The sequence below is a fragment of the Conexibacter woesei Iso977N genome, from assembly GCF_000424625.1.
Lineage (GTDB): Bacteria > Actinomycetota > Thermoleophilia > Solirubrobacterales > Solirubrobacteraceae > Baekduia > Baekduia woesei_A.
Genome location: NZ_AUKG01000001.1, coordinates 688,359 through 701,187, shown reverse-complemented (window position 1 = coordinate 701,187; position 12,829 = coordinate 688,359). Strand labels below are relative to the sequence as shown.

Here is a 12,829-nt window from a genome sequence, read left to right as displayed (position 1 = left end):
GCATCTGAACCTCCTGGAGCAGCTGGCCACCGCCGTGCCACGCGAATTGCGGCGTTTCGTCACCGCGCCCGGCCCGCGCGGCGAGCAGCTCGCGCGCGACGGCGAGGACGTCACGATCCTGCCCCAGTACGAGCGCCACCCGCGCGAGCTCGGCGCGAGCATCGCCGCCGCCGTCCGGCTGGTGCGCCGCGATCGCCCGCAGATCGTGGTGTCGACCGGCGCGGGCTCGGCGGCGCTGTACTGCGCGGTCGCGCGGGCGGCCGGCGCGAAGCTCGTATTCGGGGAGACGATGGCGCGCGTGACCGGCCCGAGCGCGTCCGGACGGGTCACGGCGCGGCTCGCGCACGCGAATCTGGTCCAATGGCCGGAGATGGGCTCGGTGTACCCACGAGCGCGCGTGTGCCGACCCCTGCTGCTCGAAGACGTCGGCGCGCCGCTGGCCGGCGACGCCGCCGGGACGTTGGTCGTCGTCGGGACGCACACGGCGCCGTTCGACCGGCTCGTCTCGATCGCCGCCGCGGCGGCCCGCGCGGGCGTCCTGCCGGCGCCGATCGTCGCGCAGGTCGGCCCGTCCCGGGTGCCGTTCCCGGAGGCCGAGACGCACGAGTTCCTGGCGCCGGAGGCGATGGCCGCCGCGATCGCGCGCTCGCAGGTGATCGTCTCCCACGGCGGCGCGGGGTCGCTGTCGGCCGCGCTGCGCACCGGCCACCGGCCGATCGTCCTCGGCCGGACCAGGCGCCACGGCGAGCACTTCGACGACCACCAGGAGCAGCTGATGGGCAAGCTCGCCGAGTCCGGCCTCGTCGTCGCGCTCGACGACCGGCTCGGGCCCGAGCACGTCGAGGCCGCGCTCGCGCCGCTGCCGCGGCCGGAGGCGTCGCCGCTGCCGAGCATGCACGACGCGCTGGCGTCCGCCCTCGACGAGCTCGGGCTGGCGCGCCTCTGAAGACCGCGGTCGCCGCGCTGCCGGGCCTCGCGCTCGGCCTGCTGGCCTTCCACAGCGCGGGCTACCTCCCGCGCGCGACGTCGGGCGCGGCGCTGGTGGCGCTCGCCGTCTGCGCGCTGCTGGCCGCCGCCGGCGTGGCGCGGCGCCCGACGCGCGGCGCGGCGGTCGCGCTCGCCGCGCTGGCGCTGCTGATCGGCTGGGTCGCGCTGTCGGGGAGCTGGTCGCACGCGCCGTGGCGCGGGACGCTCGACATCACGCGCGACCTCGCCTACCTGGCGACGCTGGCCGCGTTCGCGCTGCTGGGCCGGACCGACGGGCGCGCGCGGACGCTGCTGCTCGCGCTCGCGGCCGCCGCGCTCGTCGTGGCCGTCGCCGGCCTCGGCGCGTGGCTGGCGCCCGACCACGTCCACGGGATCCCGGCGGCCGACCGTGAGCGCCTGTCGGCCCCGACCACCTACTGGAACGCGAGCGGGATGCTCGCCGCGCTCGGCGCCGTCTGGTGCGTGGCGATCTCGGCGACCGACCGCTCGCGCGTGCTGCGCGTCGTCGCGGCCGCTGCCATCGCGCCCGCCGCCGCGGTCGTCTACCTGTCGGCCTCGCGCGGCGCGGCGCTGGCCGCGCTCGTCGGCCTCGCGGTCCTGGTCGCCGCCGGGCCCGCGCGCCGGACGCTCACCGCGCTGGCCGCCGCGGGCCCGGCGGCCGGCCTCGCGCTGCTCGCCGCCCACGGCGCCCACGGCCTCGACGTGCAGGCGCCGACCGGCGCCGCGCTGCACAGCGGCCACCGCGCGGCGCTGCTGATCCTCGGCGCGGCGGTGCTCGGCGCCGCGTCCCGGGCCGCGCTGCTGGCCCTCGACGACCGCCTGGCGGCGTGGTCGCCCGGCGGCCCGCCGCGCCTCGCGCGCGGCGCGGCGCTCGCGGGCCTCGTCGTGCTCGGCGTCGCGATCGGGACGGCCGTCGCGTTGCAGGACACCGGGAACGCCGTCTCGTCGAGCCTGGCCCCCAACCAGCGCTTCCAGGAGATCGGGACCAACGGCCGCGCGGACCTGTGGCACGTCGCGCTGGCCGACGGCACGCGGCCCGCGCCGCTGAAGGGCGCGGGCGCCGGGAGCTTCGGCCGGCTGTGGGACCGCGACGGCACCACGCACTTCGAGGCCGCCGACGCGCACTCGCTCTACGCCGAGACGCTCGGCGAGCTGGGGCTGGTCGGCTTCGCGCTGCTCGCCGTCCTGCTCGCGACGCTCGTCGTCGCGCTGCTGTGCCGCGCGGCCGCGAGCCGCGACGCGACCTGGGCGGGCCTGGCGGCGGGCGCGCTGGCGCTGCTGGCCCACGCGGCCTACGACTTCGACTGGGAGCTGGTCGCGCTGACGCTGCCGCTGCTCGCCGCGGGCGGCCTGGCGCTGGCGCGCGCCGAGGACGACGGCGAGCCACGGGCGGCGCCGCTCGCGCTGCCGCTGCGGGCGGCGGTCGTCGCCGCCACGGTCGCGCTCGCGGTCGTCCCGTTCGCCGTGCAGCGCTCGCAGCGCGCGGTCGACCGGTCGCTCGACGCGTTCGCCGCGGGCGACTGCGCCGCCGCACAGCGCCACGCGACCGCCGCGCGCTCCGGGCTCGTCGACCGGCCCGAGCCCTACGAGGTCGCGTCGTGGTGCGCCACGCAGGCGGGCGACACGAACGCCGCTCTGACGGCCGCGCAGCAGGCCGTCGACCGCGACCCGGGCGACTTCCGCCTGCGCCTCGCGCAGGCGATCGTCCAGGCCCGCCTCGGGCGCGACCCCCGCGCGGCGTTCGCCGCGGCGCTGGAGCGCTCGCCCGCGTCGCTGGACCTGAAGCACGCGCGCCCCGTGCTGGGGCGCGCGCATCAGCCGGTCTGGTGGAAGCGCGGCGCTGCCGCGATCCCGTTCCCCCAGCCCCGCCTGGCCGGCCGGCAGCTGCCGGCCGACACGGGGTGACGGGCTACTTGGCCTTCTTGTTGGCGACGCAGGTCACGTAGTGCCGCGTCTGCCTGACCGTCTTGCCGCTGGTGAGCGTGCCGACGATCGAGAGCGTGAAGCGCCCGCGCGGCAGGCCCTTGAGGCTCACCTTCGACTTGATGGACCTGCCCTTGAGCGTCTTGAAGGTCCTGCCGCCCAGCTTGACCGTGACCTTCTTGAAGATCTGCCCCGCCGGCGCGGCCAGGTGGAACGTGATCGAGCGCTTGGACACGCAGGAGGTCGGCAGCGAGATCGCGTCCTGACCGTTGACCGTCGGGACCGGCACGGTCTTCGTGACCGTCGTCGTCGTGGTCGTCGTCGTGTTCTGCGTCACCGTCTGGCCGGGGACCGTGACCTGCTCGACGCCCTGGTCGCAGGCCGCGCTGTGGGCCAGCGCGGACGACTTGGTCTCGGTGCCCGAGCCGGCGACCGTGACGAAGTTCTTGCACGGCGTGTCGTCGGTGAAGCGCAGCGAGGCGACGCGGGTGCCGGACAGGATCGGCGAGAAGCGCACGGTGACGTTGCAGCCGCTGCCGTTGGCCAGCTTGGCGCCGGTGCACGTGTTCGCGGTGATCGCGAAGTCCGCGGTGTCCGGGCCGCTGAAGTCGATGCCGCTGATCGTCAGCGACTTCGACGACGGGTTGCTGATGTGCACCGTCTTGGTGGCGGAGTCGCCGACGGCGACGAAGTCGTAGGTCACGGTGCCCGAGGAGACGAACACCGGCTGCGAGCTGTCGCTTGCGGCGTTGGCGGTCAGCGGGATGGCGATGCCGATGACGCTGGCGATCAGCGCGCAGAACAGCGCGATGCGAGGCATGTTGACTAGGACGTCCTTGTCTTGAGGAGTGCGGACCTGGATCCGCCCGGCGCCCTGACGCCGGTCGGCGGAAACCCGAGCGCGGCAGTATGGAGGCAGCGCGCCGACTTGTAAACGAACATCCGTCCGTTTCTCGGTGGAGCGCCTACAGGGCGGCGCGCCCGGCGGCGTCAGCCGCCGATGCCGAAGCCCACGCGCTGCTCGTCCTTCTCGACGCGCAGCCACTGGATCGACTCCAGCTTCAGCGTGATGTCGCCGTCCTCGCCCTTGAGGTCGTGCCAGCGCGAGCCGCTGTCGGCGAGCGCGCTCTGGAGCTTGGAGAGCTCGTCGTCGCTGACGCGCGTCGCCAGCGGCGCGCTGGCGTGGAACCCGATGGAGATGCGCTGAGCCATGGCCCGATCCTAGTGCCCGGCCGCCGGCTCCACGATCTCCGTCAGCACGCCGCCGCTGGCGGCGGGGTGCAGGAAGGCCACGCGGGAGCCGCGGATGCCGATCCGGGGCGTCTCGTCGATCAGCCGCAACCCGGACTCCTTCAGCGATGACAACGCGCTGTCGATGTCCTCCACCTGGTACGCGACATGGTGGATCCCCGGCCCCTTCTTGGCCAGGAACTTGCCGACCGGCGTGTCCGGGCCCAGCGGCGCGAGCAGCTCGACGTGGTTCTCGCCGACGTCGAGCAGGACCGCCTCGACGCCCTGCTCCTCCACGACCTCGCGGTGGACGAGCTTCATGTTGTAGGTCTTCTCGTAGAGGGCGATCGAGGCGTCGAGGTCCTCGACGGCCACGCCCACGTGGTCGATGCGCGCGAACATGGCGCGCGACCTTACCCGCAAGCTGCGCAGCTACGCCGCGCTGTCCTCGTCGCCGCCCGGGTGGGGCAGCGGCGTCACCGCGGCGATCCGCGGCCGCGGGCGCTCCTGCGGCGTCTGCGCCGGAGCCGGGACCGCCACGGGGGCGGCCGGGCGCAGCGACGGGCGCGCCACCGGCGGCGTGTCGGCCATGATCGTGTCGATCTCGCGCCGGTCCAGCGTCTCGCGCGCCAGCAGCGCCTGCGCGAACTCCTCGAGCAGCGCACGGTGGCCCGTGATCAGCTCGTACGCCGCGCGCTGCGCCTCGAAGGCCAGCTCCTGCTGCTCCTCGTCGCGGATCCGCCGCGTGAGGTCGGAGACGATGTCGGCGTCGGTCACCGCGCGCACCGAGGCGGTCGCCGTGCCCATGCCGTAGTCGTGGACCATCGCGTGCGTGATCTCGGCGACGCGCTGCAGGTCGTTCGCCGCGCCCGTCGTCACCGCGCCGAACACGATCGCCTCGGCGACGCGCCCGCCGAGCAGGATCGTCATCTGGTCGACGAGCTGGTCGCGCGTCTTGAGGTACGAGTCCTCATCCGGCAGGTTCATCACGTAGCCGAGCGCGGTGCCGCGCGGCACGATCGAGATCTTGTGGGTCCGCTCGCCGCTGACCAGCAGCTCGCGGCACAGCGCGTGGCCGGCCTCGTGGTAGGCGACGATCTCGCGCTCGCGGTCGTTCAAGGTGGTGTTGGACTGCACGCCCGCGACGACGCGCTCCAGCGCGTCCTCGAAGTCGCGCGTCTCGACGACGGTCGCGCCGCGGCGCCCGGCGAAGATCGCGGCCTCGTTGCAGAGGTTGGCCAGTTCGGCGCCGGACAGCCCGGAGGTCTGCGCGGCGATGCCGTCGAGGTCGATGTCCTGGTGCAGCGGCTTGTTGGCCGTGTGCACGTTCAAGATCTTCCGCCGCCCCTCCATGTCGGGCGGGGAGACGAAGACCTGGCGGTCGAAGCGGCCCGGGCGCAGCAGCGCCGGATCGAGCTTCTCCAGCAGGTTGGACGCGGCCATCACGACGACGCGATCGGACGACCCGAAGCCGTCCATCTCGACCAGCAGCTGGTTGAGCGTCTGCTCGCGCTCGGAGTTGTTGTCGCTCCCGCGCCGTGCGCCGACGGCGTCGAGCTCGTCGATGAACACGATCGCGGGCTCGTGCTTGCGCGCCTCGCGGAACAGGCGCCGGATGCGCGCGGCGCCGAGGCCGGCGAACATCTCCACGAACGACGACGCGCTCTGCGAGTAGAACGTCGCGCCGGACTCGGCGGCGACCGCCTTGGCCAGCAGCGTCTTGCCGGTGCCGGGCGGCCCGTGCAGGATCACGCCCGCGGGGACCTGGGCGCCGAGCTTCTGGAACGCCCCGGGGTCCTTCAGGAAGTCGACGACCTCCTGGAGCTCCTTCTTGGCGTCGTCGACGCCGGCGATGTCGCTCCAGCGGACCTCGACCTTCTCCTTCGGCTTGATCTCGACCGGCTTGGTGCGCGGCATCGACCTGGCGGCGCGCGTGAGGAAGACGACCAGGACGACGAGGAACAGCAGCGAGCCGATGCCCTGCCAGTCGGTCCCGAACTGCTGGACCTTCTGGGAGAAGGACTGCTTGGGCTCCTGGACGGTGACGGTCCTCGGCGTCGCGATCTGCCCCTTGCCCGACAGCAGCGCCTGGATCTTGGCCTTGTCGTCGGCCAGCCCATGCGCCAGCGGGGGGTTGTTCAACCCGAGGTAGTCGAACGGCGTGCCGTCGTAGCTCGTCGAGTGCTGGAGAACGGCCTGCGGGGACACGTCCCCTCCATCGGCCGGATGCGCCGGAGTCTTGACCCTGACGTCCCAGATCGAGCACCCCTTGCAAACGGACTGAAGTCCGCTATAGTTGTCCGTACAACCGGACTGCGGTCCACATCATCAGATCCACTCCCAGGAGACAGCATCCAAATGAGCACCACCGCCACCACCGTTCCCGCCGGCACCTATGGTCTGGACAACGTCCACTCCTCGATCGGCTTCGCGGTCAAGTACAACGGCATCGCGTCCTTCCGCTCGTCCTTCGCGACGTACGACGCGGCGCTCACCGACGGCGTCCTGACCGGCACCGCCGACGCGGCCTCGATCCAGGTCGACGAGCCCAACTTCAAGGGCCACCTGCTCAGCGGCGAGTTCTTCGACGCCGAGAACACCCCCACGATCACCTTCAAGTCCACCGACGTGAAGGTCGCCGAGGACGGCACCGCCGAGGTCACGGGCGACCTCACGATCCGCGGCAACACGCAGTCCGTCGTCGCCACCGGCTCGTTCAACGCCGGCCCGGACGCCTTCGGCAACGAGCGCGCGAACTTCGAGCTCGAGGCCACCGTCGACCGTCGCGAGTTCGGCCTCAACTGGCAGAACGCGCTCCCCAACGGCTCGGACGCCCTCGCGTGGGACGTCACGCTGAAGGTCGACCTGCACTTCGTCAAGGCCGCGTAAGGGACGCTTCCCAGAACCATGTCGTCTCAGATCCGCATCCTCGGCATCTCCGGAAGCCTCCGGAGCGGGTCCCACAACACGGCCCTCCTCCAGGCGGCAGCGCTCTCGCTGCCGTCTGGGGCGGAGCTGGAGGTCTTCGACGGCCTCCGGGACCTGCCGCCCTACGACGCCGACCTCGACACGCCTGAGCGCGAGCCGGAGGCGGTCGCGCAGCTGCGCGCTGCGATCGATCAGGCCGATGGCGTCCTGATCGCCACGCCCGAGTTCAACGGCTCGATCCCGGGCGCGTTGAAGAACGCGCTGGACTGGGCCTCGCGCCCGTTCCCCGAGAACGCGTTCAAGGGCAAGCCCGTCGCCGTCGTCGGCGCGTCCACCGGCCTGTTCGGCGCGGTCTGGGCGCAGGCGGAGACCAAGAAGGTCCTCGGCATCATCGGTGCCGACGTGCTCGACGGCGAGCTGCCGGTCGGCCAGGCCGGCGGCGCGTTCCGTGACGACGGCCATCTGCATGACGACGACCTCCGCGGTGCGCTGGAGGAGCTGGTCGGCGTGCTGGCCGCGCGGGTGGGAGCCCGGGACTCCCAGGCGGTCTAGGGTGCTCCATGTGGTCCCCCCATCGTTCGAGCTCCCGATGTCGCATGACGCCGGAGTGGCGGCGCCGGAGCGCGAGCGCGCCGATGCCCGCCGCAACCGCGAGCGGATCCTGTGCGCGGCCGCGCGGCTGATCGACGAGCGCGGGATGTGCTTCTCCATGGACGACGTCGCCCACGAGGCGGGCGTCGGCAAGGGGACGCTCTACCGCCGCTTCGGGGACCGCGCAGCGTTGCTGCGTGCTCTGGTGAGCGAACCGGAGCAGGCGTTCCAGGACGCGCTGATCCGCGGCGAGGCGCCGCTCGGCCCGGGCGCGCCGCCGGAGGTCCGGCTGCACGCGTTCGGCGAGGGCTTGTTGCAGTTCTTGAACGACCGTGCGATCTACCTGCAGGCCGGCGAGCTGATGGGCGGCTCGAAGCGCTACGGCCACCCGGTCTACGCCTTCTACCGGACGCACGTGTCGTTGTTGTTGAAGCAGGCCTGCGGCGGCGACGCGGCCGTCAACCACGAGTACCTGGTCGACGCCCTCCTCGGCCCGCTGAGCGCGGAGCCGTTCCTGTACCAGCGCGACCTCCGCGGCATGTCGGTCGAGGAGATCACCGCCGGCTGGCACGGCCTCTGCGACGCCGTCCTCGACGGCGCGCGGGCCTCGTAGCTAGCGGGTCGGCGGGCCGCCGCCGAGCGGCAGCGTCGTCGTGGTCACCTTGGGCGTCCGGCCGGCGCGCGGCGCGATCGTGACGCGGAGGCCGTCGTAGGGGTTGGCGGTCACGTCGATCGTCACCGTGCGTCTCAGGTGCAGCGGGATCGCGACGGCCAACTTGGTGGCCTTCCCCCGGTACGTCGTCGTGTGGCCGCCGGAGGTGACCGTGACGCGCGCGCCCTTCGGCAGCTTCGTCAAGGTGTAGGTCTTGGCGTTGAAGCGCGCCGGGTTGGGCAGGCCGAGCTCGTGCAGGCCCCACGGCGGGTTGGCGTTGACGATCCGGCCGGGTGCGCAGGTCGCGGTGAAGGACGCGAAGCGCGTCGTCGCCGCGTGCGCGGTGAAGGTGTAGGTCCCGGTCGGCACGACCGGCCAGATCACCCCGCCGTCGGCCGACGACCGCGGCTGCGCGCGGTCCGGGATCACGTCCTTGTTGAAGTAGACCGGCGCGGGCAGCGCGGGCTGCGCGATGGCCGTCGCGCCCAGGACGCCGTGCGCGCCGTAGCCCGTGAAGTCCTGGTAGTCGAGCGCGCGCACGTTGCGCGTGCTGAACGTCGAGACGACCGCGCACTGCTGCGGGTTGCCGTCGGCGCCGAGCGGGACCTGCAGCAGCGTGGCGAGCGCGGTGTAGATCGCGTCGCTCGGCGTCTGGAAGTTCACGTGCTCCAAGTTGTAGCCCTTGACCGTCGTGAACGTCTGCAGGTAGATCGTGTGGTGCCCGGCGGCGTTGATGTAGGGGGTGATCCTGCGCCCGGCCGGGACCTTCAGGTCATACGTGCCGTCGGGCTTGACGGTCGCGCCGAGCGTCGGGTCCTCCGCGACCCGGACCTGGGCGCCGCTCAGGACCACCTTGGTGTTGTTGAACTCGTAGGCGGTGCCCGTCAGGTGCACGGTGCCTGAGGCGGCCGCGGCGGTGGCGGCGAGAACGGCGAGGGGCAGCATCGCCGCGCGATGCTACGCGAGCTGGATGTGGTCGGCCTCGGCCGCGCCCGGGAAGGGGCGGGTCAGGCCGTAGTGGTTCAGCGTGGACTCCGGGACGCCTTCGACGCCGGGCGTGTCGGACGCCTCGCCCCTGGTGTGCGGGTCGTCGGCGAAGCCGCCGACCTCCACCGAGTGCTGGGGCGAGCGGTAGCCGGAGATGCCGATCAGGTGCAGGTGCAACGCCCTGCCCATGACGTCGAGGCGCGCGGCGATCGTCGGCTCGTTGCCGACGCTGTAGTTGGTCCCGGCCGCCTGGAAGAAGCCGTAGGAGCCGCCGTGGCCGTTGAAGGCCGGCGCGCCGCCGGAGGGCAGGCCGGGTCCGGCGCCGCTGACGCTCGCGGCCTGCGCCTGGATCGCGGCCAGCTTGCTCTCCAGCCTCTTGCGGTTGGCGCGCAGCGTCGCCAGCTGCGACGTCTTCTTGGCGCGCGCGTTGGCGACGCCGCTGGCCCTGGCGATCAGGTCCATCTTGAGCGCGTCGACCTCGTCGCGCTGGACCAACGACGCGGCGGTCACGCGCTGCTGCTGGGCGGTCAGCGACGCGAGGTCCTTGGCCTGCTTGGTGACGTCGGTGCGCTCGCTCTTGACGCGCGCGATCACCGAGGAGTTCTGGTCGGCGACGGCCTTCATGTTGTCGCTGGTCTCCAGCAGGTCGCCCCAGGAGTGCGAGCTGAGGATGACGCTCACGAGGTCCGGGCGGTCGGTCTCGTACTGCGCGACCAACTGCTTCACCAACGCCGCACGGTCGCGCTTGAAGGCGAGCTTCAACTTCACCAACTTGGCCCGCGCGCCGCGCAGGCGCGACTGCAAGGACACCAACTCGCTCTGCTCGATCGCCAGCGACTGCTGCAACGCGGACAACCGCTCGCGCAGGTCGCCGATCTGCCCCTGGAACTCCGCGAGCTTGTGCGAATCCCGACCGATCTGGGACTGCAACGACCGGTCCCTGCCCCTCGAGGACTGGATCTGCCCGCCGAGGTCGGCGGTCGCGGGCGCAGCCAGGACCAGCGCGGCCATGACGGCCACGCCGAAGGCGCGCAGAGGGGGACGACGCAGGGTCACCGACGCGCCAACGTACCCACCGCCCCGGGAAATCGTGGGCGCGGCGTTGCAGGCCGGGCGCGCTCAGCGCAGCGTGAACGTGTGATCGCCCCAGGGGTCGATCGCCAGCGGCGGCAGCAGGTCCAGGTGGCCGTCGGCCAGCAGGTGCCGCAGCGCGCTCACGCGCCCGACCGACTCGGGCCAGTCGATGCGCCGCGCGCGGTTGTGCGGGTGCAGCAGGTCGGCACGGCGGACGTCCAGGAACGCCGCCAGCCAGCGTCCCTCGCCGGCGACCGCCGGCGCGCCGGCCCGCGCATCGGTCCGGGCGATCAGCGCGGGCAGGCCGTCCGGGTCGGTCGAGATGCCGTGCTCGATCGCGGTGTCGTAGAAGATCGCGACCGCCAGCGGCGAGGCCAGCCCCGCGGCGCCGGCCAGCTGCGCCGCCGGGTCGAAGTACTCCTCGTCGACGACGTGGTCCTGCGCGGCGCGGAAGCGCGCGTCGCTCGCGGCGTGCCGCCATGCGGTCCTGAACGCGCGGCGCAGCCCGCGCGCGCTGGCGCTGCCGGTCGCCGCGCGGGCGCGCAGGACGGGCAGGTAGCGCCGCAGCGCGTTGTGGGGGCGGCGCGCCGCGTAGTCGCGGACGACCAGCAGCATGTCGCCGGTCGCCGAGCAGAAGCCGGCGCGCCCGGCGGTGATCCCGCAGCCGTCGTGCAGGTCGACGACGTAGTCGTAGCGGATGCGCGTGGTGTCGTTCTCGAAGACGCTGACGAGCTGGTCGGCGACGTGGCGCTGGACCGGCGTCAGCGCCGGCGCCTGCGCGTGTGCGGACGCCGCGGCGGGCCCGGCGGCCAGCAGCAGGACGATCGAGAGCAGGAGGAGGATGCGCGGCCGGGCCACGTCCTGGGTTGTCGGCGCCACGACCCGAAACTAGCGTGCGCGGGCTAGCCCGTGAGGTAGCCGGGCGACGCGTAGGCCGCGACGCCGACGCTCTGCGCGCTGACGTAGGAGCCGCCGGGCGGCGTCCCGCCGGTCACGTGCCCGGTGACGGGCAGCGACGGCCACGACGCCGTGGCGCCGGAGAGCTTGGCGGGGCACCTGCCGTCGTAGATGTTGGGCCACACGCTCGTGCCCAGCGTCTTGCTCGCGCTCGGCTTGACGTACACGTTGGTCAGCGTCGTGACCGGCGCCGAGCAGCCGTTGGTCAACCACACCATGTAGCCGCCGTCGCCCGCGCCGGCGTCGTCGTAGGCGAGGTCGACGTCGTGCAGCTCCAGCTGCCCGATCGGGCCGAGGTCGGGCTTGGCGAAGATGCCCTGGTAGTTGGAGTCCGCGGTGAGGTGGTCGATCCGCAGGTCGCGAACGCCGCCGTAGGGCTGGACGACGTCGGTGTGGCTGCCGCCCGCCGACCCGCGCAGGGCGGTGGCCCGGATGTTCTCCAGCTGGACGGTCGCGTCGGGGCTGGAGACCCGGATCGCGTCGGCGTTGTAGCCGGTCGAACCGTCGATCCAGAGGCCCTCGACGTGCACGGTGCCCGCGTTGGCGCGCAGCTCCAGCGCCGCGTCGCGGTCGGAGGTCGCGGGCAGCCGGATGTGGCCGCCCTGCAGGACGACGTTGTGCCCGCCCTGAAGGCCGAGGCTGCCGTTGTGCGCGTAGGGCGGCAGCTTGATGATGTAGTCCTTGCTGTTGTCCAGGTCGTACCACTGGTTGCCGTCGGGCACGGTGATCGTCGTCGGCGCGACCAGCAGTGGCGGCGCCCAGAGCAGCCCGTTGGTGGGCAGCGGCACGGTCGACCCGCCGGAGCCCGCGCCGGGCACGGTGCCGCCGGCCGCCGGCGTGGTCGCGGGGGCGGTGGCCGCCGGCGCCGTGCCGGCGGCGCCCGGCGTGCCGGGCGGCGACCCGCCGGAGCCCGCGCCGGGCAGCGCGACCTTCGCGGTCGTCGTCAGGGTGATGGCATCGACGTACAGCCGCCGCCGGCACCCGTGGCGCACCGCGGGCCGGGCGAGCGCCACCGTGAGCCGGTGACCGCCCGCGGCGAGCGCACGCTTGACGGTCAGCGTCCGGTAGCGGGTGAACGCGACCTTCCGGTCGACCACCAGCCTGTTGTCGACCCGGACGCGCAGGACCGGCGCGCCACCGCAGGCCTTCGCGCGCACGCGCACCGCGAGGTGGTCGGCGGCGACCGGCAGCGTCGCGGTCCCGGTGACCGAGACGGCACCGCTGAGCATCACGGAGCGGCCGTCGGTCGCGGCGCGCTCCCTGATCACCCGGACCGCCGAGGTCCGCTTCCCGGCATGGGTCAGCGCCTCGCCGCCGACGCGCGTGACGACGGTGCCGGCGCAGGCGGCGGCGGGCAGGGCCGCCAGGGCGGCGGCCGCGAGCGCGGGCGCGATCAGACGAACGGCGAGGTGGCCGGGCATCGGTCTCTGGGTCGGAAGGACGGACGGTGCGCGAACAGGTGGGACGTCCGCGCGCCGACATCATGCCTGCCCGCGGCGG

At 73.4% G+C, this 12,829-nt stretch carries 13 protein-coding genes; 5 read left to right on the top strand and 8 right to left on the bottom strand.

The window, feature by feature from the left end:
* The first annotated feature begins 34 nt into the window (after positions 1–34).
* Both H030_RS36210 and H030_RS0103450 read left to right on the top strand, forming a co-directional pair.
* Positions 35–946: a glycosyltransferase gene (locus H030_RS36210; protein ID WP_196808973.1), complete on the top strand. Its 912-nt coding sequence runs from the start codon at positions 35–37 to the stop codon at positions 944–946.
* Between the two features lie 95 nt (positions 947–1,041).
* Positions 1,042–2,892 (top strand): O-antigen ligase family protein, encoded by a 1,851-nt coding sequence (locus tag H030_RS0103450; protein ID WP_027005098.1) that lies wholly within the window; start codon positions 1,042–1,044, stop codon positions 2,890–2,892.
* Between the two features lie 4 nt (positions 2,893–2,896).
* Here the strand turns inward: H030_RS0103450 and H030_RS0103445 are convergent, their stop codons facing one another.
* The 4 genes from H030_RS0103445 to H030_RS28930 all read right to left on the bottom strand — a co-directional run bounded on the left by H030_RS0103445 (position 2,897) and on the right by H030_RS28930 (position 6,348).
* Entirely contained in the window at positions 2,897–3,730 is an 834-nt protein-coding gene (locus tag H030_RS0103445; RefSeq protein ID WP_027005097.1) for a choice-of-anchor D domain-containing protein, read from the bottom strand.
* A gap of 170 nt (positions 3,731–3,900) precedes the next feature.
* Positions 3,901–4,122, bottom strand: coding sequence for a hypothetical protein (locus tag H030_RS0103440; protein ID WP_027005096.1), 222 nt, complete (start codon positions 4,120–4,122; stop codon positions 3,901–3,903).
* 9 nt (positions 4,123–4,131) lie between these two features.
* The gene (gene mce, locus H030_RS0103435) at positions 4,132–4,542 is read right to left on the bottom strand and encodes a methylmalonyl-CoA epimerase (RefSeq protein WP_027005095.1); all 411 of its coding nucleotides are present in this window, start codon (positions 4,540–4,542) and stop codon (positions 4,132–4,134) included.
* Between the two features lie 30 nt (positions 4,543–4,572).
* Positions 4,573–6,348 carry an ATP-dependent metallopeptidase FtsH/Yme1/Tma family protein gene (locus tag H030_RS28930; protein WP_051221591.1) on the bottom strand — a complete coding sequence of 592 codons (1,776 nt, stop codon included), beginning with the start codon at positions 6,346–6,348 and terminating at the stop codon, positions 4,573–4,575.
* A 150-nt stretch (positions 6,349–6,498) separates the two neighbouring features.
* Here H030_RS28930 and H030_RS0103425 point away from each other — a divergent pair, with 150 nt between their 5' ends.
* Genes H030_RS0103425 through H030_RS28925 form a run of 3 tightly spaced genes read left to right on the top strand, consistent with a single transcriptional unit; the run spans position 6,499 to position 8,272 of the window.
* Positions 6,499–7,029: a YceI family protein gene (locus H030_RS0103425; RefSeq protein ID WP_035125811.1), complete on the top strand. Its 531-nt coding sequence runs from the start codon at positions 6,499–6,501 to the stop codon at positions 7,027–7,029.
* An 18-nt stretch (positions 7,030–7,047) separates the two neighbouring features.
* Positions 7,048–7,620 (top strand): NADPH-dependent FMN reductase, encoded by a 573-nt coding sequence (locus tag H030_RS0103420; RefSeq protein ID WP_027005093.1) that lies wholly within the window; start codon positions 7,048–7,050, stop codon positions 7,618–7,620.
* A gap of 10 nt (positions 7,621–7,630) precedes the next feature.
* A complete protein-coding gene (locus tag H030_RS28925) occupies positions 7,631–8,272 on the top strand; it encodes a TetR/AcrR family transcriptional regulator (RefSeq protein ID WP_196808972.1) in 642 nt (213 codons plus the stop codon).
* Here the strand turns inward: H030_RS28925 and H030_RS0103410 are convergent, their stop codons facing one another.
* The 4 genes from H030_RS0103410 to H030_RS0103395 form a co-directional block, all read right to left on the bottom strand.
* Complete coding sequence (locus H030_RS0103410; RefSeq protein WP_027005092.1) at positions 8,273–9,256, bottom strand: hypothetical protein; 984 nt, start codon at positions 9,254–9,256, stop codon at positions 8,273–8,275. It lies immediately after the preceding gene.
* Positions 9,257–9,268: 12 nt separating this feature from the next.
* Positions 9,269–10,354 (bottom strand): hypothetical protein, encoded by a 1,086-nt coding sequence (locus tag H030_RS28920; RefSeq protein ID WP_155891812.1) that lies wholly within the window; start codon positions 10,352–10,354, stop codon positions 9,269–9,271.
* A 63-nt stretch (positions 10,355–10,417) separates the two neighbouring features.
* Complete coding sequence (locus H030_RS28915) at positions 10,418–11,251, bottom strand: chitosanase (RefSeq protein WP_081690471.1); 834 nt, start codon at positions 11,249–11,251, stop codon at positions 10,418–10,420.
* Between the two features lie 23 nt (positions 11,252–11,274).
* A complete protein-coding gene (locus tag H030_RS0103395; RefSeq protein ID WP_027005091.1) occupies positions 11,275–12,750 on the bottom strand; it encodes a hypothetical protein in 1,476 nt (491 codons plus the stop codon).
* Between the last annotated feature and the right edge of the window lie 79 nt (positions 12,751–12,829).